Annotated in this window: 23 protein-coding genes; 3 read left to right on the top strand and 20 right to left on the bottom strand. The window is 34.1% G+C overall.

Annotated features, from left to right (window positions below):
* Window positions 1-22: 22 nt before the first annotated feature.
* Window positions 23-1,003, top strand: a complete 981-nt coding sequence (locus NBT05_RS03605; RefSeq protein ID WP_265770627.1) for an IS30 family transposase — start codon at window positions 23-25, stop codon at window positions 1,001-1,003.
* Between the two features lie 116 nt (window positions 1,004-1,119).
* A complete protein-coding gene (locus tag NBT05_RS03600) occupies window positions 1,120-1,716 on the top strand; it encodes a TlpA family protein disulfide reductase (protein ID WP_265772080.1) in 597 nt (198 codons plus the stop codon).
* Between the two features lie 91 nt (window positions 1,717-1,807).
* Here the strand turns inward: NBT05_RS03600 and NBT05_RS03595 are convergent, their stop codons facing one another.
* The 10 genes from NBT05_RS03595 to NBT05_RS03550 form a co-directional block, all read right to left on the bottom strand.
* Entirely contained in the window at window positions 1,808-3,577 is a 1,770-nt protein-coding gene (locus NBT05_RS03595; RefSeq protein ID WP_265772079.1) for a MutS-related protein, read from the bottom strand.
* A gap of 14 nt (window positions 3,578-3,591) precedes the next feature.
* Complete coding sequence (locus tag NBT05_RS03590) at window positions 3,592-3,948, bottom strand: MmcQ/YjbR family DNA-binding protein (protein ID WP_265772078.1); 357 nt, start codon at window positions 3,946-3,948, stop codon at window positions 3,592-3,594.
* A 9-nt stretch (window positions 3,949-3,957) separates the two neighbouring features.
* The gene (locus NBT05_RS03585) at window positions 3,958-4,575 is read right to left on the bottom strand and encodes a DUF4230 domain-containing protein (RefSeq protein ID WP_265772077.1); all 618 of its coding nucleotides are present in this window, start codon (window positions 4,573-4,575) and stop codon (window positions 3,958-3,960) included.
* Window positions 4,576-4,932, bottom strand: coding sequence for a DUF4260 domain-containing protein (locus NBT05_RS03580; RefSeq protein WP_265772076.1), 357 nt, complete (start codon window positions 4,930-4,932; stop codon window positions 4,576-4,578).
* A complete protein-coding gene (locus NBT05_RS03575) occupies window positions 4,929-5,681 on the bottom strand; it encodes a cyclase family protein (protein WP_265772075.1) in 753 nt (250 codons plus the stop codon). The genes NBT05_RS03580 and NBT05_RS03575 overlap by 4 nt, the downstream gene beginning before the upstream one ends.
* On the bottom strand, window positions 5,678-6,757 hold the full coding sequence (locus NBT05_RS03570) for a Fic family protein (RefSeq protein WP_265772074.1): 1,080 nt from the start codon (window positions 6,755-6,757) through the stop codon (window positions 5,678-5,680). Before NBT05_RS03570 ends, NBT05_RS03575 begins: the two co-directional genes overlap by 4 nt.
* A 283-nt stretch (window positions 6,758-7,040) precedes the next feature.
* Complete coding sequence (locus NBT05_RS03565) at window positions 7,041-7,652, bottom strand: hypothetical protein (protein WP_265772073.1); 612 nt, start codon at window positions 7,650-7,652, stop codon at window positions 7,041-7,043.
* 52 nt (window positions 7,653-7,704) lie between these two features.
* Window positions 7,705-8,877: a radical SAM family heme chaperone HemW gene (hemW, locus tag NBT05_RS03560; protein ID WP_265772072.1), complete on the bottom strand. Its 1,173-nt coding sequence runs from the start codon at window positions 8,875-8,877 to the stop codon at window positions 7,705-7,707.
* 28 nt (window positions 8,878-8,905) lie between these two features.
* A complete protein-coding gene (gene ruvC, locus NBT05_RS03555) occupies window positions 8,906-9,481 on the bottom strand; it encodes a crossover junction endodeoxyribonuclease RuvC (RefSeq protein ID WP_265772071.1) in 576 nt (191 codons plus the stop codon).
* 35 nt (window positions 9,482-9,516) lie between these two features.
* The gene (locus tag NBT05_RS03550; RefSeq protein WP_265772070.1) at window positions 9,517-9,996 is read right to left on the bottom strand and encodes a hypothetical protein; all 480 of its coding nucleotides are present in this window, start codon (window positions 9,994-9,996) and stop codon (window positions 9,517-9,519) included.
* Between the two features lie 125 nt (window positions 9,997-10,121).
* Here NBT05_RS03550 and NBT05_RS03545 point away from each other — a divergent pair, with 125 nt between their 5' ends.
* Window positions 10,122-10,622: a DUF456 domain-containing protein gene (locus NBT05_RS03545; protein ID WP_265772069.1), complete on the top strand. Its 501-nt coding sequence runs from the start codon at window positions 10,122-10,124 to the stop codon at window positions 10,620-10,622.
* A gap of 357 nt (window positions 10,623-10,979) precedes the next feature.
* Here the strand turns inward: NBT05_RS03545 and NBT05_RS03540 are convergent, their stop codons facing one another.
* From NBT05_RS03540 to NBT05_RS03495, 10 genes are all read right to left on the bottom strand, one after another.
* Window positions 10,980-11,120 carry a hypothetical protein gene (locus tag NBT05_RS03540; protein WP_265772068.1) on the bottom strand — a complete coding sequence of 47 codons (141 nt, stop codon included), beginning with the start codon at window positions 11,118-11,120 and terminating at the stop codon, window positions 10,980-10,982.
* Window positions 11,121-11,155: 35 nt separating this feature from the next.
* On the bottom strand, window positions 11,156-12,634 hold the full coding sequence (locus NBT05_RS03535) for an IS5 family transposase (RefSeq protein ID WP_265772067.1): 1,479 nt from the start codon (window positions 12,632-12,634) through the stop codon (window positions 11,156-11,158).
* 260 nt (window positions 12,635-12,894) lie between these two features.
* Complete coding sequence (locus NBT05_RS03530; RefSeq protein ID WP_265772066.1) at window positions 12,895-13,590, bottom strand: hypothetical protein; 696 nt, start codon at window positions 13,588-13,590, stop codon at window positions 12,895-12,897.
* Window positions 13,591-14,232: 642 nt separating this feature from the next.
* Window positions 14,233-15,405, bottom strand: a complete 1,173-nt coding sequence (locus NBT05_RS03525; protein ID WP_265772065.1) for a BamA/TamA family outer membrane protein — start codon at window positions 15,403-15,405, stop codon at window positions 14,233-14,235.
* 739 nt (window positions 15,406-16,144) lie between these two features.
* Window positions 16,145-16,591: a c-type cytochrome domain-containing protein gene (locus NBT05_RS03520; RefSeq protein WP_265772064.1), complete on the bottom strand. Its 447-nt coding sequence runs from the start codon at window positions 16,589-16,591 to the stop codon at window positions 16,145-16,147.
* Window positions 16,588-17,511 (bottom strand): DUF5777 family beta-barrel protein, encoded by a 924-nt coding sequence (locus NBT05_RS03515; RefSeq protein WP_265772063.1) that lies wholly within the window; start codon window positions 17,509-17,511, stop codon window positions 16,588-16,590. Before NBT05_RS03515 ends, NBT05_RS03520 begins: the two co-directional genes overlap by 4 nt.
* On the bottom strand, window positions 17,495-18,043 hold the full coding sequence (locus NBT05_RS03510) for a YceI family protein (protein ID WP_265772062.1): 549 nt from the start codon (window positions 18,041-18,043) through the stop codon (window positions 17,495-17,497). Before NBT05_RS03510 ends, NBT05_RS03515 begins: the two co-directional genes overlap by 17 nt.
* A gap of 37 nt (window positions 18,044-18,080) precedes the next feature.
* A complete protein-coding gene (locus tag NBT05_RS03505) occupies window positions 18,081-18,431 on the bottom strand; it encodes a hypothetical protein (RefSeq protein WP_265772061.1) in 351 nt (116 codons plus the stop codon).
* On the bottom strand, window positions 18,428-18,832 hold the full coding sequence (locus tag NBT05_RS03500) for an OB-fold protein (RefSeq protein ID WP_265772060.1): 405 nt from the start codon (window positions 18,830-18,832) through the stop codon (window positions 18,428-18,430). Before NBT05_RS03500 ends, NBT05_RS03505 begins: the two co-directional genes overlap by 4 nt.
* A 966-nt stretch (window positions 18,833-19,798) precedes the next feature.
* Complete coding sequence (locus tag NBT05_RS03495; RefSeq protein WP_265772059.1) at window positions 19,799-20,647, bottom strand: hypothetical protein; 849 nt, start codon at window positions 20,645-20,647, stop codon at window positions 19,799-19,801.
* Window positions 20,648-20,685: the final 38 nt, after the last annotated feature.

The raw sequence follows: 20,685 nt of genomic DNA, 5'->3' as shown, positions 1-20,685 counted from the left end.
TGGGTTGGAAAACTTAAAGAATATGGAACATTTAACGCTGGAGGAAAGGTACAAAATATCAGCGCTTTTAGAACTTAAAACCCCTAAAAAGGAAATAGCAGAACAGTTGGGTCGGGATCGCTCTACTATATATAGGGAAGTAGGACGCAATGCTGATCACCGAAGTGGGAAGTACAATGCTGAGCTAGCCCAAAGAAAAGCCCAAAAACGCCATAAGGATAAAACAAAGCATAAGGTTTTTACCCCTTCCATGGAGAAGCTTGTTTGTGATGGGCTTCAAGACCACCTTAGCCCGGAACAGATCAAAGGAAGGGCTATGCTAGAGGGGACCCCTTGTGTATCGCATGAACGTATTTACCAGTTTATATGGCAGGATAAGAAAGCAGGCGGGAGAACATACCTTTGTTTGCGTAATAAGGGAAGGAAGTACCAGAAAAGAGGCGGTAAGCAAGCAGGTAGGGGGTGCATCCCTAATAGAAGGGACATAACAGAACGCCCCCGGGTAGTAGACAAAAAAGAAAGGATAGGTGACCTTGAGATTGACCTGGTGATAGGTAAAGACCATAGAGGTGCCCTTGTCACTATAAACGATAGGGCTACAGGGATGCTAAGGATGGGACATATAGAAAACAAATCAGCCCGGGAAGTCCAGGTGAAAACGGAAGAACTACTGGAAGATTGGAAGCCCTTTATTAAAACTATTACCAGTGACAACGGGAAGGAGTTTGCAAACCATCAGGAAATAGCAGAGGAGCTTGACATTGATTTCTACTTTGCAAAACCCTACCATAGCTGGCAAAGGGGTGCCAATGAAAACCTCAACGGGCTGATAAGGCAGTATTTCCCAAAAGGTAGTAGCTTTGCAGAGATAACTAAGGAAGCGGTAGAGAAAGTAGAAAACATTTTAAACAATAGGCCTAGGAAAAGGTTCGGGTATAAAACACCCAATGAGGTATACGCAACTTTTATCAACAAAACCCAAACTGTTGCATTTATAACTTGAATGTAGGTCATTTTGAATTTCAAGTAATAGTAATTGATATTATTTAACACTTCAATTCAAAATGGTATATAAAGTAAGAGTACTTTTCCGGCAGCCTTTTTTACTAATTTATGGTGATGAATTCAAACCGTACTATTCTTATTGTTATTCTTCTGCTTGTAGTGGCTTTAGGATTGAGTATTTTTAATGCAATTCAGGTTCAAAAATTAAATGCTAATTTTATTTACCTTAAAGACAAAATAGAAGAAAGATCTAATGCTACACCCTTATCAAAACAAGAACAATTCGTTAAAGAACTCAACGAGATACAACCTAAAGTAGGAGCGACTGCTCAGGATTTTGTATTATATGATCAAAATAATAAAGCCGTATCTCTGGAAGATATTAAAAAACCCAAGATTTTACTTATTTTCTCTTCGGCTTTGTGTGATACCTGTAAAGAGTTTTACCCTTATATCAACCAATTTGATTCTCAAAACCCGGAAGAAGTAGCAGTATTAGTATTACAAACTGAATCTTCTGTTACGGACAATAAAAAAATGCTATCTGATAACCAGTATAATTTTACCATCCTTGATGCCGGAGCACCCATTTTTGAAGCATACCAGGTAATTTCAACCCCTACATCGGTATTAATAGATACGCAAAGTCAGCAGATTCTTAAAATTGGGGATTTGTTTGATTACCATGATATTGTTAGTTTTGTCAAATAAGAACACTTTAGTTGTATAAGGTTTAGTTCGTTTTATTGGCATCTTTTAATTATAAACGAAAAGTATTTCCGTTTTTCCTGTGTCAACTTCGTTATACAATTCCCATTTTTGAGAGTAAAAAAGAGGCGTTCATATTTTGACAAATACCTTCTTTAAATTTATAGTCAAAATACAATTCGTCATTGATGATCTGGGCATCAAAATATTTGTTTTTGACCACGGGTATTTCTTCTGCGATTTTACATAGGCTTAAATCATGCGTGGCAATAATGCCGGTAGCCTGGGTTCTTACCAGTTTTTCTACAAATTTTTTAGAGCCTTCCGCCTTGTCTTTACTATTAGTCCCTTTTAAAATTTCGTCAAGAATAATAAAGTAATTATCCTTTTCTAATACATCCACGATATGTTTTAATTGGGTAAGTTCTGAAAAGAAATAAGAACTATCATCGCTTAACGAATCCGAAGTCCGCATACTAGTAATCAACTTGGTAGGGCTATAGGTGCAGGAAGTAGCGCAAACAGGTAAACCCACATTTGACATCACAATCTGTAAGGCTACTGTTCTTAAAAAGGTACTTTTACCTGCCATATTTGCCCCGGTAATAATAAAAAATTCTTTGTTTTTTATGATGATATTATTATCTACCCTCTTCACCGGAGATAGTAACGGATGTCCTAAATCTTGCGCGTTTATTACTTCGGAGTTGTTTGTAATTTTAGGAAAAACAAATGTTGGATGATTGAAAGCGAAATTTCCTAAACTATTATAAGCGTCAATAAAGTTTACGCATTCAAACCATATTTCTACATCATTTTTATGTAAGGCTATCCATTTTTCTATATGACTGACCTGCTTGATATCCCAAAGCAGAAATGCGTTTCCAAAGATTCCGTAAATCATATTATTTCGCTGATCAAGCGCATCCAGAATTTTAAAAAAGCGTTTTAGGGTTTGGGATGCTTTTACAGTCTTGTTGAGAAGTTGGGTTTGTTTTTCTTTAAGTAATTCGCTTTTAAAAGTAGTTTGCTCAATACTTTCTACTAACTGGTAATATTGATTAAAAAGTTCTTTGGCTTTGCCCGCATGATTATAGACTACGGTGATTTTTTTTAAATAAATTCCGGTGTTGCCTAAGCCTATAAAAAACCAAATAGTTAGAAAAGACATGCTAATTAATTCAAGGATACAAGCTGTAATCACAAGAAGGGAAGCGATTGAAAAAGCAAGCGTAAACTTCCCAATCCAACCGGGTAAAAAACTTCTATAATTTTGTAGCCAGGTTAATACGGTTTGTACTTTAATTTCGGCTTTTAATAGGGAGGCGGTAGCGCTATAGTCCTGGCGCCATTCTTTTTTTTCGGATAGTTCTTTAATAGCCTCCTGTTTTATAGCAATATGATCCGTCTTATTTTCGGATAGTAAAAAAGCCAGTATATCTTTACTTTCCGGAGTATTAGTCCGGTTAAGATATTGAAAAAAAGAACATTTACCGAACAAATCAATATCATGACTGTAGGCATGTATGGGGTCTACGTATTCTTCTCCGGAAGGTAGTTGATCTACATTTCCGTCAAGTACGTTTAACTCTCTTTCATTAATTTTAACCAGGGCGGATGTTTTCTTTTTCTGGTAATTAATTTGATTATGTCTGGTTATTAAGAATAAAAACCCGGCAATACCCACGCCTACACTGATTAAAATATACTGGACGGAAGGATAAAAAAAGTAGATGCTAAATGCAACTAGAAAAAACCAGCATAAGCGGATAAAACTGGAAATTCGTAAGGTTCGGGTAACTTCTTTTAGTTTTTTGCGAAAATTTTCTAATCGTTGTTGGTAAAAGGATTGTGGTGTATTCAAAGTGTTGAGAATGCTTATAGCTTTTTAAGGGTTTCTTTTTGAGTTTTGGTTAGTTTATCAACGACTAGCTGGTAAGAGTGATCTATTAAATCCGGTAGTAATTTATGGGGAAGGGCAGGAGATACTACAATAGTGTTCCAGTGTTTTTTACTCATATGATAGCCCGGTTGAATGTCTGTAAATTCTTCGCGTAAAGCCAAAGCACGATCAGGATCACATTTTAAATTACATTGAAAAGGTATACGGTCTAATTTTGATAAAGCAAACATTTTATTCATTACCTTAAAAACCAGGGTTACTTCGTCAAAAGGAAATTCTTCGGTCACTCCTTTTTTTGAAAGGCAATAGGTTCTGAATTCTTCGATGTTCATAGCTATTAATTAGGCTTCCAGTTTTTTAGGTGTTTTTACTTCTACTTGCTTTAAGGCATTATAATCTAAGGTCCATCCGATAGAACTTGCCAGGGTTTCCATAATCTGAATAGCATTTAAAGCTTCGGTTTTTGCGGATTCCAGAAGGCCGCTATCCGGGACTTTATCGATGATATGTTGTTTAGCTTCCCGGTTGATCTCCGTAAGGTCAGAAGAGGTAAAGGGGTTTAACCAACCTTCACGCTTGTCGTAATATTTAAAATCTGTTTCTATAGAAAGTAATTTGGGTTGTGGGAAATGGGTTAAAATTATTTTCTTACTTTCCGTATCACTATCAATTTTAATCTGGGTCAGGTCAAAACCTACATGGGCTTTAGCATCAATTAAGATTAATGCTTTTTTTTGACCAATTAAAAGTTTGATAAATTTATCCTGTACACTTTTATAATGATAGATTTCAGCAAAGTCCCCTTCTACGGCAATTAGTTTACAAACATTTCGCATCTTTTCTATCAATACAACGGATTGCTTTTCAATTTGGGCTTTTTTATGAGCACGGTTAAACCGGTTAAACACAAAAAAGGTGATAACAGCCCCTATAGCTAATCCTGTAAATAGTAATTCCATTTATTTTTTATTACCAATGGTACCAAGATGGGTATGATGAAAACTATCTTGGTATTTAAGTCCGTACCCCACTATCCGGTCAAAGGAAGCGTGTGCAAAAAGGATACAGCCTGCAAGTTGTAAAAATTCTATCGAAAAAAAAACACCAGATACGAATAAAAGTACGGCTATCCCTTTATGATGAAAAAGATTGTATACCCCGGCCCCGATTTTTGGGTTAATCAGATATCCAATCATTCCTATATCCGGGGCTAAAAATAATAAGACAAACAACCACCAGGGATAAGAAAGAAAGGTAAAGGCATAAATACCTAATAACATCATGGCTATTTCTTCTAATTGTATTATTTTTTTCATAAGGTATCCAAAATTTTATATAAAAGTGGGCGACTGGGTGCCGCGTCATTCTGAATGGGAGCTACTTGTAAGTTAAGTAAATAAATCCCATCCGGAATGGTATCTTCTACATAAATCAACTCCGTAATCGTAGCTTGTTTACGTAATTGATCCGGAAATCCCCAAAAAGCTTTATGCGCCTCCAGTTTTCCGTCGTCCTTTTCTTTATCTACAGATGGAAGGTCGATCAACAGGTGTTTTATATTTTGCTTACAAATCCACCGGGCTGCTGCTTGGGTAAGATAGGGCCAATTGGTATGCGAATGGTTTTTTGACTTTTTTTGAATAGGATTGGGAAGCGTTCGGATAATTAGGGCATCCGGAATTTCTTTAATATGTTGGGTAAGAATTTCTTCAGTAATTATAAAATCCTCCTGGTCTTTTACAGGACTTATAGTTATTAATTGTGCTATAAAATGATAGGTTGTTAAGGTCTGATTTATATCATAAAAAGTAGGGGTAATATGCCCCAGACTTTCGGTATGTGTACCGTGTGAATGAGGGTTAAAATGAATGTTATTAAAGTTTACGGCTGCTCCTTCTGATACTTTGGCAACCCAATCCTGATCGCGGACGGGTTTGATCTCCGGGGGCAAGATATACCAAGCGTTTACACTTTCTTCGGTGGCTTTCACAGGTATAGATATATCCAGAGGTTGATTGAGATCTACCGTATATTTTTTATTTTTATGTTGAAACGTAGTGATCATCTTTGGGTTAGCAAATTAAATAAGGGTTGATTGATATAGTAATTTGCAGTCCCTACTTTTTGTTTGATCAAAACACCGTCTTTTGCTAGTGTATTGAGATAATTTGCCGCAGTTAACCGGGAAACTTTGAGATCTTCGGCTATAAAATCTATTTTGGTATAAGGATGTCGGTATAAATTATTTAATAAATCCTGACTGTAAAATTTATAATTGTCACGCAATTGTTTTTTTGAGCTTGCCATTAATTGCTTCATATCAGTGATTAAGCGAACGGTATCTTTAGCCGTTTCTTCTACCCCTTCTAGCATAAAAAGCAACCAGTTTTCCCAGTGATTAGTTTCTCTTACCTCTTGTAACAAGGAATAATAATCCAACTTATGTTTGATAATAAAATTACTTAAATATAGTATTGGTAGGTTTAAAAGTTGTTGGGTAATGAGGTATAAAATATTGATAATCCGACCTGTTCTCCCGTTACCATCATAAAAGGGATGAATACTTTCAAACTGAAAATGGATAACCGCCATCTTAACAATAGGATCTAAGTCGGACAAGTCATTATTATTAACGAATTCTTGTAGATTATCCATTAAGGCAACAATTTTGTTTTTATCTTGAGGTGGCGTATAGATAACTTCTTTTGTTTTTTGATTTTTTAAGGTGGTACCCGGTAATTTTCTGTACCCCGCATTATTATTTTCAAGGGCTTCCTGTATTTTTAAAATAGTAGCATTAGTTAATAACCCGTTTTTTTTAATCAGGTCAAAGCCAACTTGCAGCGCTTTTTTATAGTTCTGAACTTCTTTGGTTTCCAGAGATTCAATCTGGTTAAATTGCAATTCTGATTTGTATAAATCATCGTGAGTGGTAATAATATTTTCTATAGCCGAACTGTCTTTAGCTTCCTGTAAGCCTAATGTATTTATTAAAATGGATTGATTAGGTATAGAAGCGGCAAAACCTTTTAATTCTGCCAGGGCGGCATGAACACCCGGTAACTTTTTAAGCACCTTTTTAGTTTCCAGGTCTTCCTGAATAGGAAGAAAAGTAAGTTCCCAAGGAGTAACAGGTTCCATTTTTTGGATTTGTTATGTAAAGAAAATCAAATTTTCTTTACAAAGGTGTGTTGTTATGTAAAGATTTTCGCGTTTTCTTTACATAAGAAAGTTGTTATGTAAAGATTTTTGTATTTTCTTTATATAAGGAGAAGGGTATGTAAAGATTTTCGCGTTTTCTTTACATAAGAAAGTTGTTATGTAAAGATTTTTGTATTTTCTTTATATAAGGAGAAGGGTATGTAAAGATTTTCGCGTTTTCTTTACAAAGAAGGTTTAGGTTTTAAAAAATTCTAAAGGTTAATTAAGGCATAACAGTAAACGCAAATCTACCCTCAGCATCGGCATTTATAATAACAGATCGAATATTAGGAGAGAAGTCTATAAAATCCCTTCCCGATAATTCTACGGTTCCATCCTTTCGGAAGGCATCTGCAATATAGAAGTTTCCGGGTCCTTTTAAAATTAAACCAAATGTACTGCTAAAACTTTCTCCGTTGTAAGAACTTTGAATTATTAATTGTGAAATTCCATCTTTCCCAAAAGATTCTACAGAACCCTCTTTAATTACAATATCTTCAGATAAAATAGGAATTTGGGAGATAGTGTTAAAAGCATTTTCTTTTAATAATGTTAACTGGTATTGAAATAATGAAGGGGACTCTCCTCCTGCGGAATAATCAGAAAGAAAAATTTGGTCTCCTAGATTATTTACTTGCCTATTTTTTATTGTTACATTAACAAAAATAGTATCTCCTACTTTATATTTCTTTTTACTGTTATTAATTTCAATAATATCATTGTTGACAAATTCTTCAAAACCAAAAGCATAATTATTATCATCTTCTTCAGGACAACACAAGGTGGCACAAAGGGAAGTCACTAACATATAAAAGGCAGGAATTATCTTCATCATAGTAGTTTTTAGTATGATGTCAGAACTGCAAAAGCGTTGCTTTTAGATACTACTATTCTTTTAGGTTAATTAAAAACAAATCACTGGCAATCCCATCACTTAAGAATTTTCCTTTTTTGGTTACGGATAAAGTATCTCCGTCAAGAAATAACAAATGATTTTGAAGATGTTCTTCGGCTTGTTGTAAGAGATAGGTTTTATATTTTTCTCCAAAATCTTTCTCTACTTTATCCAAAGAAACACCCCAGATCGTCCGTAATCCGGTCATAATATATTCATTATACTTATCCGTATTGCTTAATCTTTCTGATTCCCGGGGGATTGTGTTTTCGTCTAAAGATTTTATGTAGGTATTATTGTTATTAATGTTCCAACTACGGATATGCCCATCATACGAATGTGCCGAAGGCCCAATGCCCAGATAAGGTTTACCTTGCCAATAAGCGGTATTATTTCTACTAAAATACCCAGGTTTCCCAAAATTAGAGAATTCGTAATAGGTATACCCTTCGGTTTCCATAGTTGCTACCAGGATTTCAAAGTGTTCTTGTGCCAGTTCATCTTCAACCGGGGCAATAATTCCTTTTTTAATAAAAGTAGATAGTGCTGTATTGGGTTCTACCGTCAGGGCATAACTTGAAATATGGGGAATGTTTAAAGAGAGTGCCAGATGCAGATTTTCTTTCCATCGGTTACTGTCCATACCGGGGATGCCGTAAATCAGGTCTATAGAAATGTTATCAAAATGTTTTTTTGCATTTTGTAAACAAGAGCGTGCTTCCTGAGCGTTATGCGCCCGGTTCATCAACTTTAAATCTTGATCAAAAAAAGACTGAATGCCGATACTCAATCGATTAATCCCTATAGCTTTAAAAGATGTAAAGCGATCTGTAGCCAAATCATCCGGATTAGCTTCCAGTGTAATTTCTGCTTCTGGCAAAACTTTATAGTGCTTATAAATTGTATGTAAAATTTCTTCTAATTCGGCTATTTCGAGTACACTGGGTGTTCCTCCTCCAAAGTAAATCGTTTCGACAACACTTTTAGGAGCTACTTCTTCTTTTCTAAGGATGATTTCTTTGCATAAGGCAACTATTAGTTGGCTTTTATGTTTTAAGGTAGTCGAAAAGTGAAAATCGCAGTAGTGGCAAGCTTGTTTACAAAAAGGGATATGGATATAAATTCCGAATTCTTTTTGTTTAATAAAGGGTGTTGGTACAGGCATCTAACCAAATTCTTAGTAAATAAATGTATTACTTTTTAGGTTGAATTCGTTTAGTTACCCGCTTCTCGTTTTGGGTAACAAATGCAGACCAACCGGTATAACTTTTACCTACGACATCCGCCCGACCCATATTATAAAAATGGCAAACTGCCGCGGCAAGGCCATCTGTAGAATCCAAATTTTTTGGAAGCCTTTTTAGATGTAAAAGGCTTTGTAGCATTTTAGCCACCTGCTCTTTACTGGCATTACCATTACCCGTAATTGACATTTTAATTTTTTTAGGAGAATATTCGGTAATAGGTATTTGCCGACTAAGTCCGGCAGCCATCGCAACTCCCTGCGCCCTACCTAATTTAAGCATAGATTGTACATTTTTACCGAAAAACGGGGCTTCAATGGCAATTTCATCCGGATGGTAGGTGTCAATTAATTCAATGGTACGTTCAAAGATCAACTTTAATTTTAAGTAATGATCGTCATATTTTTTTAATTGCAATTCATGCAATTGCATAAATTGCATTTTATTTTTAACCACCTGGATCATACCAAATCCCATGATAGTCGTACCCGGATCAATGCCTAAAATAATTTTTTCGGTTTGCAAATTTTGTCTGTTACCAAGTTTGGATTAAAGATACATCATTCCACAGGGATAAGAACGGGAAGCCTATATTTTATATTGGTAGGAACTCCTCTTTTAGTAGCCGGGAGTAATTTAGGTAGCGTGTAAATACCTTCTTTCAACCTTTTTTTAAATTCAGGGTAATGCTTTTTTAAGTAGGGGGGGAGTTCAAAATCCTTATAAGTAATACGGGCATCTTTATTAATAAGCAAGGTAATCCATAAAGTGTCCATTCTATTTTTAGTAAAATAAAGTTTGTCTTTTTTTATCTTTTGCTGAATATGACTATGAATTTGTGCGGCAAAACAAGAATCCTGTTTTTCTTCGGACACCATAGTGCATACTGCAAATAACGGAGGTTCTTCTACGGATTCCTTAGTTATTTTATCCCATTCTTCTTTAAGAACTTCTTCCTTTTTATCTTCTTTAACCAGTTGAAACTGGTTACAACTATAAAGACAAATAACGTATAGTAATACTACAATCCGAGAATACATGGTACATTTACTTATAACCAAACCTACTAATTTTTAATGAAGATAGAAAGAAGTTTAAAACGTATCATCTTTACCAAAGTTAATTAGTTTCTTTACTTCTGATAATTTAGAAATAAAATAGTAGCATGGACATTGCATTAATTGGTATTGGGTTTATATTGTGTATTATTGGCATTATAGGTAGTTTTTTACCGGTATTACCAGGGCTATTTACGTGTTGGGTCGGATTATTACTCTTACATTTGACTTCTATTATTCCTATGAATTGGGTTTTTTTAGGGATTACATTGGCTATCTCTATATTTGTTTTTATACTGGATTATATTATACCAGCCATAGGTGCAAAAAAGTACGGAGGGTCTAAATATGGAATTATCGGTGCGACGGTGGGATTAATTGTAGGATTTTTTATACCTATTCCATTCGGAATTTTTATTGGTTTGTTTGCCGGGGCATTTTTAGGTGAGATGACAAATTCATCCAATTCTAAACAAGCACTACGTGCAGCTAAAGGTTCGGTTTTAGGTTTTTTAGCCGGAACTTTTATCGAGTTTATTGTTGCGGTGGCTTTTTTTGTTCTGTATATAAAAAAGGTTTGGGAACACTGGGAGCTTATTACAGCATAAAAGTAATAAATGAAAAAGAGCGCCTTTCGGCACTCTTTCACTTCACACAAATCATCTTAATTTAAGGGCTTACTAAAATTAAAACTCACTTTTACTAAAATTTTTATCTTGGGGTTTGATAAAAACTCTTTCTTTATTAACACATGGTAAAGATACAACTAAAATTGAATCCACCAAACATTTTGTGTATTTTATCGTATAAAATATGCATTTTAGCATATTAAATTTGATTTATAAATTATAAGGTACGAAAAATATTACTTGTTTTAGGTTTTGCTTTTGAGGTTTTCTGTTTTGAAGGGGGTATCTTCTATCTTTGAATTTTTGACTAATAGAAGCTTTTATGGGTAAGGTTAATTAATTCCCTTTATTGTTCAACTGTAATGCTTGATCCCATATACTATCAACGGTTTCATTTGATACTCCGCTTTCTATTCCTTTGATTAAAGCGTTGTATAGGTCAATGTCATCTTTTCTACTTTCCTGATCTTTATGCATAATATTTCTTATGTAATTAGGGTCTGCTGAAAAACTCAGCCTTCATTGATTTTCAAGTTTATGATCGAATTGGTTTGGTTTTGAATAAAGTTTTCACTGAATAAGATTGCTTTTATCCAATAGAGTGCCACCTCAGCCAAATGGACTAAGTTGAGCACTAATATGATACTTGCAATCCAAGACTCACTGGTATTTTCAAGCCTTGCCCTTATACGGTTTAAACCATATGCTGTCTTTGCTTGACCAAACTTTCCTTCAATTGGATTACGTTCCCCAGGGCTTACTTGATTTGACAAAGCCTTTTTGGAGGGCCTTCCAAGGGGTTTGGCCCTGAGATTGATCCCTTTTTCTTTTAGGTACTTACGGTTCTCTCGGGTACCATATATTTTGTCAACCAAAACGTTCTTTGGATAATGACCAAACCGCTTTCGGTACTTCTCCACACAATCTTTCAATCTGGTACCCTCATTGTAGGCTTCCCAACTAGTATCATCCAAAAATGAAAAACCATCTACCAGTGCCATGTTTATCTTGGCACCAAACTCCACTTTTGCATTTGTTTTCCCACGCACTATGGGACGAACATGGGGTTGGTGAATGCTCACAATCCTATGGTCTACACTTTTGGTCTTAGTATCGTACATCAACTTTTGTTGCCTGTAGAGTTCCTGGATGACCAGCCAATATTTATACTCTTGCCTATCGAAAGGGATCCGGTCAAGGGTATCCAAAATACCTTCGATGGAACGTATATTCCTATGGAGATACTTTAATTGCTTCCCTATAGCAGACCGTATCTCTTTATGTGTTTTTCTTTTCTTTTGCGCTGTCTTTAGATATTCTTTCCTTGCTTTTTCCCTGTAGTTCCTCGGTTTAGTCTCTAAAGGGGAAAGTTTATAGGCAATATCCAACAATGATTCGGATTTCTCGCGCGCATCATTGAGCAAATTTAGATCCGTAGGATATGCTATATCTTGTGGACAAACTGTTGCATCAACGATCAAAGTCCCTTTGTGAGGTGGGTCTTCACCATCATCCCTTGCATCATTTGATCCTTTTTCTCTAATTTGTTCTGCTTCTCGTTTTATTTGTAAAATTCGCTGGTTAATAGCATTAATCTGTTCCAGGCCAAGACGCTTGCGGAACTCTACGAAAAGAGAAGGGTCGAACGCAGGTGCATCACTAAATGAAGAATAGCCTAAAAAATACTGCATATAGATGTTCTCAGAAATCTGGTCAACCGTCTCCCTATCATCTAAATTGCATAAATGTTTGATGATGATTGACCCTAAGACAACCCTTGGGCTTAAATCAGGACGGCCTGTCGATTTTTCCGGAAAATGTTTGCGATAAATGGAACACAGTTCATCCCAAGGAAGTAGCTTAGCCAAACGAACCCAACGGTTAGCAGGGTTCAATTCTCTCTCAAAAGGACTCTCAAAACCTTCTAAAACCAACTGGTTTTGACTTACATATTTGGGAGTAGGTGCACGCTTTTTTGAATGTTTTGTCATAATAACCTTGCACTTGATTGCCTAAATATAACTATAATGCCTTATAAAACAATAGATAAACAGTTTCTCAGCAGACCCTAATTAGTAACACTAAATATATGAATTAGAGCAAAACAAGAAAGCCTAAACTAATCGATTTATCCGCGCATTTTTATTTCTTATTTAATTTATAAAAATCTAGTGCCATGGCAAAAAGAAAATGACCTTTTAATTTGACACTAAACTTTGCTCTAATTTCATATATAATGTTAGCAACTGTACTATTTCTCTTTCATAAACTTAAATATAACATTATCAATGTCCTTATTACTCATAATTGGTTCGAATCCCATTTCACTCTGAAATCGCCTGAGCTTTCCACGATTTAACCAAAAATTCGTGAACATTCTTTTTTTTAAATATCGTTTTTGCTTTTTCTTTTTCAATCTGCGATTCATTCTAATAAACGTAATCTCATAGAAGGACCATAATGCTACACAATATAAAAGGGGAACAAATGCGAAAGTTAAAATAATAGGTAATAAAAAACTTTTTACTGTCATTAAACTAGCAAAATTTCCAAAGCCTTGAGTGATTTTATAAATAGTATGTGTAAGTACTATTACACCAAAAATAGAAGTGATTCCACTAAATAGTTTTTCCACTGATTTATACTCAGGTTTGCCTTTAGTAGTTATTGTTGCGGCTCCAACGAATGTCATAATAAGAATCAAGATTAATTCAGTAATTAAAGAAAATGTATATAAGTTGGCAATAAATTCGATTATCACAATTCCTTTTAGACTATCTCTCATAATTAAATTTAAAAAGCCTTGCTCAGAGTTTATATTATTGGTCTTCATTAAAAGAGGAAATCCCGCAAAAGCTATCCATAATAGCGAATCCTTTAACATTGAAATTTCCCAGAACCCAATTATTATCAATCCAAGAATGATTAAACCAACGTAAATTGTCATTAGAAATACAATATCAATTATCTTTTCATGAAAGAAAGTTTTCACTAGATGTGCAGAAGAATTTCGAACACTTTTTTTGGTCTATACAAACAAAAGGAAAATTAGAAACCAAAATACAATTGAAATTTCCCGGTTACTGAATATTTGAATCATTTATATATTTCATATATAGTTGCTTACACTAGTACAAAACCCCTTTTTTATCAAACTTTTATATAAGTATCATGCTGTTCAGTAAATGTTATTGATTTTCCTTACTACACTTATTTTGAACCAAATTTATTATTATAGCTGTAAATTAAAATCAACTGCTTTAAAAAAAGAAGATTTTTTTAAAATAAATTTAGAAACTACTATTTAAAGTGCTACCAGATCAATTATGCAAAATGAAAAAAGAGCGCCTTTCGGCACTCTTTCACTTCACACAAATCATCTTAATTTAAGGGCTTACTAAAATTAAAACTTACTTTTACTAAAAGTTTTTCATTTTGGGGTTAATGAAAAACTGTTTCTTTATTAACACATGGTAAAGATACGACTTAAATTAAATCCACCAAATATTTTGTGCATTTTATCGTATAAAATATGCTTTTTAACATTTTTAAAGTTATTTAAACTTTAAATTGAAAGAAAAAACTTACGTTAAAAAGCTTCGGCTATATTTAGATATACATTGTTTGAAGCATCTCCGAAACCCCAATCCACCCGTATATTTAAGTTTTCTACTTTGTCTAATAAAAACCGAACACCTACTCCAAAGTTTGGTCTAAGGTTGTTGATTTTGAATTCATTCAGGTTTCCATATACATCTCCGGCTCCGGCAAATGCCACCATTCCCCAACGGGTGTTTTTAAAATGTTTCCGATATTCTACTTGTCCGGCCAATAGATTACGCTCTACGTACCTTCCTTCGCGATAGCCTCTTAATATTTCGCTACTTCCTAGCAACCCTAGTTCAGAAAAAGGTACATCTTTATGAGAAAAGTGTCCTTTAAATTGAAAACCTATGACATCATTATTCTTTTTAAACGGCGATATATAATGGCGTAGATCAAACCGGGTAAGTTGAAATTCATTAGTACCTCCCAGTACTTTTCCGTAAAAACCGTGAGTAAGTTCCAGGTACCATCCTTGTTTTGCATTTAAAATGTTATTACGGTTATCATATAAGGCGGCTAACTCAACTCCGACTGAGGTGGAGCCGTCAAAACCTTCGGGCATGGTAGCTGCTAGTTGCCCTTCTTCTTCAACTTCTACGTTAAAGATGTGATTGTAACGTAAACCTCCTCCTAAAAATAAATACCGGGTAAAGGCTTGCTTTAATAAAATGGGTTCTACTAGAGCCTGAAAATAGTTATATTCTTCTTCAAAATCTTCTGAAGTATCTCTCCCAATACCATAATATAAACGAGGATAATTCTGAACGGTAACATTACCGGTAATTACCCATTTTTCCTGATTGGTAAAAATTTCAAAACCGGAAAAAAGTATAAATTGATTATTCAAGGTATACTGTAGCGTAATTGGCATATTCGAAGTTCGGGTTTCTTTGCCACTACCTCTAAATTTAAATAAGTACTTTGCTCCAATCCCAAATCCTAAACTGGTTTCCGGAGAAAAACTAACAACCGGAGCAGTGATAAATTTAGAAGGGTACAAGGTAGAATCGGCTGCTGCGGCTTTCTTATTAGGATGAAAAGTAAAAAACTCTTTAAAATTATCAAAATCCTGAGCATTACTGGTAGTCAGCGTTATTAAAAATATAAAGGCAAATACATGAGTACGAAATTGAAAATACTTAGTAATCGGGAACATTTTTATATTCATTAGATTTATAAAAGGAGTAAAGATACTGTAGATTATAAATTTAATACTATCTAAAAAGGTTTTGAAGTATACTTTAAATGATATTAGCTAGTTTTAATAAAGAGATAAGTATTTTTAGTTTTTTTTTATGTTAAATCGTGCTATTTATCTATTGCTAATTATAGGTATAAAGAAGAAAGAGCGCCTTTCGGCACTCTTTCACTTCACACAAATCATCTTAATTTAAGGGCTTACTAAAATTAAAACTCACTTTTACTACCGGTTTTTATTTTGGGGGCTTATTAAAAACCGTTTTATTATTAACACATGGTAAAGATACGACTATATTTCAATCTACCAAATTTTTATGCTTTTTATCGTATTAAAATGTATTTTAACGACATAATGATGTTTTTTTAGAAGTGATTTTAAAGAAAAATGATACAAAAGGTGTGCTTGTAAATTTCAGTTTGATATAAGCAAATAGTAAAAAAACCATTAAATTGAATGGATTTTTGTAGTGAAACGAAGAAAAAATAACTTGTTCTGAATTTGATTTGGGATATCAAGCTTTTAACCGAAAATTATCATGTTTTCAATATAATTTTTCTATCCAAATCAGACTGAAACTAATCTTCTTGATTGGAACGGAACTGAAAATCAAAAATCCTAGAACCAATCATTATAATAACGAACCACTATTCGCTAAAAATGCTATGTACTAAAAAGCGCAATAAATAATGATATTTTAATTATCACAAGAATTATTTAGTGCACCTTGTTCAATCCATTTTCCAATGATGTCAATTTGGTCCTGCGGTAATGGATTACCCGGGGGCATTACAAAACTAAGGTCAGTTTCAGTTATAACCCTGTACAAATTAGACCTATTTAAATCAAAAGGTTCAATTCTCCCGGTCTCAAAAATATTTTCATAGGATGTTAAATTGACTCCTGCCCTTGCCGTATTGCTATCATGACATCCGGTAGTAGCACAAGACCCCATAAGGATTGGAAATACCTGATTTGAAAAATAAATAGTATCACTATCACAGATTCTACCGTTTTCGTCGGTAATGTCCGGATCTGTCATGTTCGGATCTGTTACCTCGGTAAAGACCGGATCATGTTGGCAAGATCCTATAAGGATGATACCTAATAGAAGTGTTATTTTAAGTAGCGTTTTTCTTTTCATTTTTTAAATTCTTTAGGTTTTCTCACTGTAAAAACTCGGCTTACATTAAAGCCAAAATGAATGTCACCGTCAAACCAGTCCCCGGTAGTTTCTCCTACCAAATACCTTTCTGTCATACCTCTACTGTTTGTTAAATGAAGCTGAAAAACATGACCTCCGGTTTCCAAGTCTACACCTATAGAAAAGGAGTTCTTTACCGTTTCTCCGCCTATGGTACTGGTAACCTGATCGGGTAATACATAATAGTATTCTAAATTTAACCGAAGTGAACCAGTTAATCTGACGGAGGTTCCTGCTCCTAAGGCAAATATGGTATTATCATCTTGTTCAACCGGAACCAGATTGCGATGTACTACCGTAGGCATAAGTTGCAACGAAAGGAGATTGCCAAACTTACGGGCTAACAGAAGCGAATGGTGATAACTTAACCTTGATGAGAAAAAATTCTCCCGGTCGGGTTCTGACCATTCCGTAGAACTGGCATAAATTGAACTTACCAATGTTGCGGTTATCGGAAAAGTAGTAGCTCCGGATTGCTGGCGTAAAAATTTCCATTTAAAAGTAGCATCATATACTTTTTCAAAAGAAGAGCGACCAATTCCAATGTTAATTCGATCAGTTATCCCATAATCAAACCCAAGACGGATAATGGCATTGTCTAAGCCAAAGAGGTTACGCCAACCATCGTTTATTCTGCCAAAACGATGACCTATCAAAAATTGCAATACTCCTTTTGCATTAGTTTCTACAGAGTGACCGCTTACTAAACGGGTACTTTTAAAGGTAGCAATCGTATAGTCTGTCGCAGGCTTTTCCTGTTCGTTTAAAATGTCTAACAAATCATCCTGACCACTCATTGTAGTAGTGGAAAAAAGGAATAGAACCGAAATTAATAATAAAAAATTACCCAAATTTTTCATAAGTAACTTTAACTGTTATTTTAATGCTTTCTGATATATTTTTTCTAACTGCGGCGGGTATTTTGACATCATAATCCTCCAGGTTGATGGTAAAGGTAGAAGCACCTAATATTTCGCCGTTCTCCGTTGTAGATAACTTTTTCTTAATCACTATGTCATTGGTCTTACCATGTATAGTAAGTCTTCCTTTTACCGTAAATTCCTTAGGTTCTGTTGTTAATTTGGAAATATCAAAATTCTCTATTTTTCCTTTAAATTGGGATTTTGGAAATTTATCACTTTCTACATACTTTTCGTTAAAATGCTCCTGCATGAGTGCTTTTTCAAAGAGAAAAGCTTTAAGAAGTAAAGAAAATGCCATTTCACCGTTTTCCGCATTCAGGACACTGGAAACCTGGGTATTTACGGCTTCAATATTTTCCAGCGGAGTTTCAGAAAAAAACTGGATGGTTCCGGTTTGCGTTAAGTATTTTTGTCCGAAGGTACTGCTTCCTATCAGCAGGAATAGCAGTAGAATTTTAGTTATTTTCATTTTGGTTTAAGAGTTTTAAATTAATTTATCAATTGACCTAATCATTGAGTGCTCCATCTGCTATCCATTCTTCCAGATGTTGTAGTTCGCAAGCACTTAATGAACCTGAAGGTGGCATATCCATTTGAACCAATACTCGATCCCTGAAAGAACCATCGTCTACTATGGCTTTTACCTGATCATAATTTTCCAAAATTCCAACCCCGCTACCACCCTGGACATGACATCCTACGGTAGAACAATTGTTACTAATAATAGGCATAATTTCTTCAGAAAAACTAACCGCTTCCGTATCACATTCTACTGCTCCGTATAACAAATCTTCTTTATCATTATAACAAGAAGTGAAGCAAACTAAAAAACCTATAAGTATTACTTTTATCTTCATTTTTCTAAAACACAATTATTTAATACCACATCCATCAAAAATCCCTGGCACCTTCCTTTAATAGTAATCGTTGCACCTTTTTCAATAGTATCCGGTGTATTTCTAAAAGAACAATTAATACCGCCTGCCATAGCATTATCTGCATGAAGTACAACGGTATATTGGTCGTTATTTTCTTTAATACTTACGACTTCTCCCGTAACGGCGATTACTTTTTCAAGAAATTGTTGCGAAGCTGCTTCTTCATTATCATTAAATGCATCAAACAATTCATTGGCGGTCACCTGATAGCTAGCGTTTTCAGATGCTAGTCCGGGCACCTTTTTCTGATACATATAAAAAGCGATTCCAAAGGCAACCAATGCTGATACGATAATAAATAATACTATTTTTAATTTCATTTTCTACTATTTTAAATGGTGATAGAATTAATATTTCTTTAGAATTACTAATTCCCAGATGATTCCTTAATACTTTCGAAATTAGTATTCTTAAAATTCCCGAATTATTAACGAAAAGAATAGAAAGCTTTATTCGTATTTTCTAAAGATTATTCTTTAATATCCAAAACAAATATGCTTATACCATAGCTTGTACGCAAATTAAAATTGATAAATAGGATAAAAGTGGGGGTGAACCGATTAAATTTCAGGATAATTTATATAAGCTTTTTTTAAAGCTACTAAGTTGTTAATTAATTGAAAATGATTGTAAAAATGGTTGTTTGGATGTACTAATATTAGGTGCCAGTTTGTTTAGTTTAAAAAACAAGAACTGGTGACAGTGGCAGTATTTTTAAAAGGAATAAATGAAAAAGAGCGCCTTTCGGCACTCTTTCACTTCACACAAATCATCTTAATTTAAGGGCTTACTAAAATTAAAACTCACTTTTACTAAAGTTTTTCATCTTGGGGCTGATGAACAAACTATTTCTTTATTAACACATGGTAAAGATACGACTAAAATTGAATTCACCAAACTTTTTATGAATTTTATCGTACAAAATTGGCATTTTAACATATTTAAAGTGATATCTGTTAGTATTTGAAAGAAAAATACTACAATTAGATGAATGACTTTCGTTTTATTATTTTACAAATAAGCATCAATTCTTACTACTATGTTTTTAACTAGGTATAAAGAAGTTTATAAAGTGAATAGATGTTAAGACTAAAAAAAGCCCTTCCAAGTTAAATGGAAAAGCTTCTCATCCTCGTAAAAACGAGACAGGTTTATTTACTACTAAACCTAGTCCGCCGCATGGCGGACAACACAACGTCGTAAAGATATGAATTAACCGGGGTTTATCAGGTTTTTTATATGGTAAATTAGATATGATTATTTTTTGGGTTAAGTTAAAATCTCCATTAGTTTTTTAGTTTACTACCCTGTTGAATAAAAGAACTCTTATGGTAAGTATGTACAGGTACGTGCTTTTCAATGATATAAGGGGTTATTTTTTTTAAAGTTTTATTGGTAGTAGGATGTAAACCGGGAGCCGTAAAAAATTCATACTCCTTATCTTTATTTTTATAGTACCAGATCAACGGACTACCGTCTTTTGCAAAGAATTGATAGGCAGCATCCACCTTTACTTTTCTCATATTTTTAAATGTCGCTTTTCGTAGAGGTTCGACTTTAGTTCCATATTCAGAATAAGGACCCATATCACAAGAAACACTTACAAATTTTGTTTCAGCCCAGGTCATACACTTTCCAGGTTCAAAATCATTTTCTAAAGATTTTTTAGGCCAATTAGAGATTATAAAAACCAAAACAGCTACACCTAAAGCTATACTGATTGAGAGTGTTATAATTCTTTTGCTCTTCTTTTCTTCTTCATTTTTTTTACCACTTCCTTCTTCTTTTTCAAAAGTATTTACATTTTTATTTTTTTGTTGGTGACCATTTTGTGTTTTGTTTTTTTCTTCATCATCTATGATTTTATCTTCTCTAATTGGGTTATTCTTAACGTAATCCAAGTAATTTTCAAATCCTAAATATTTACAAAGTAAATCAACACTATAAGCAGTTGGTGGTCCTTGCGTACTCTTTTTATTAATGTATCGGTCATATGTTCGCTCAAGGGTTTTTGAACTTAAAGTAGTTTGATTACTTATATGTTTGGATAAGGCAAACTTAGTATGAGAAGCTTGTTCTTTCTCTGCTTTCTCAAACACTTTCTGAACAATTTCTTCTATTCTTTTTTCATCCATTATACTAAAAATACAATTTTTTTATCGACATAGTTTCG

This window comes from Aquimarina sp. ERC-38, from assembly GCF_026222555.1.
Lineage (GTDB): Bacteria > Bacteroidota > Bacteroidia > Flavobacteriales > Flavobacteriaceae > Aquimarina.
Note: the sequence above shows the minus strand (reverse complement) of the source record. Positions and strands in the feature narration are given on the sequence as shown.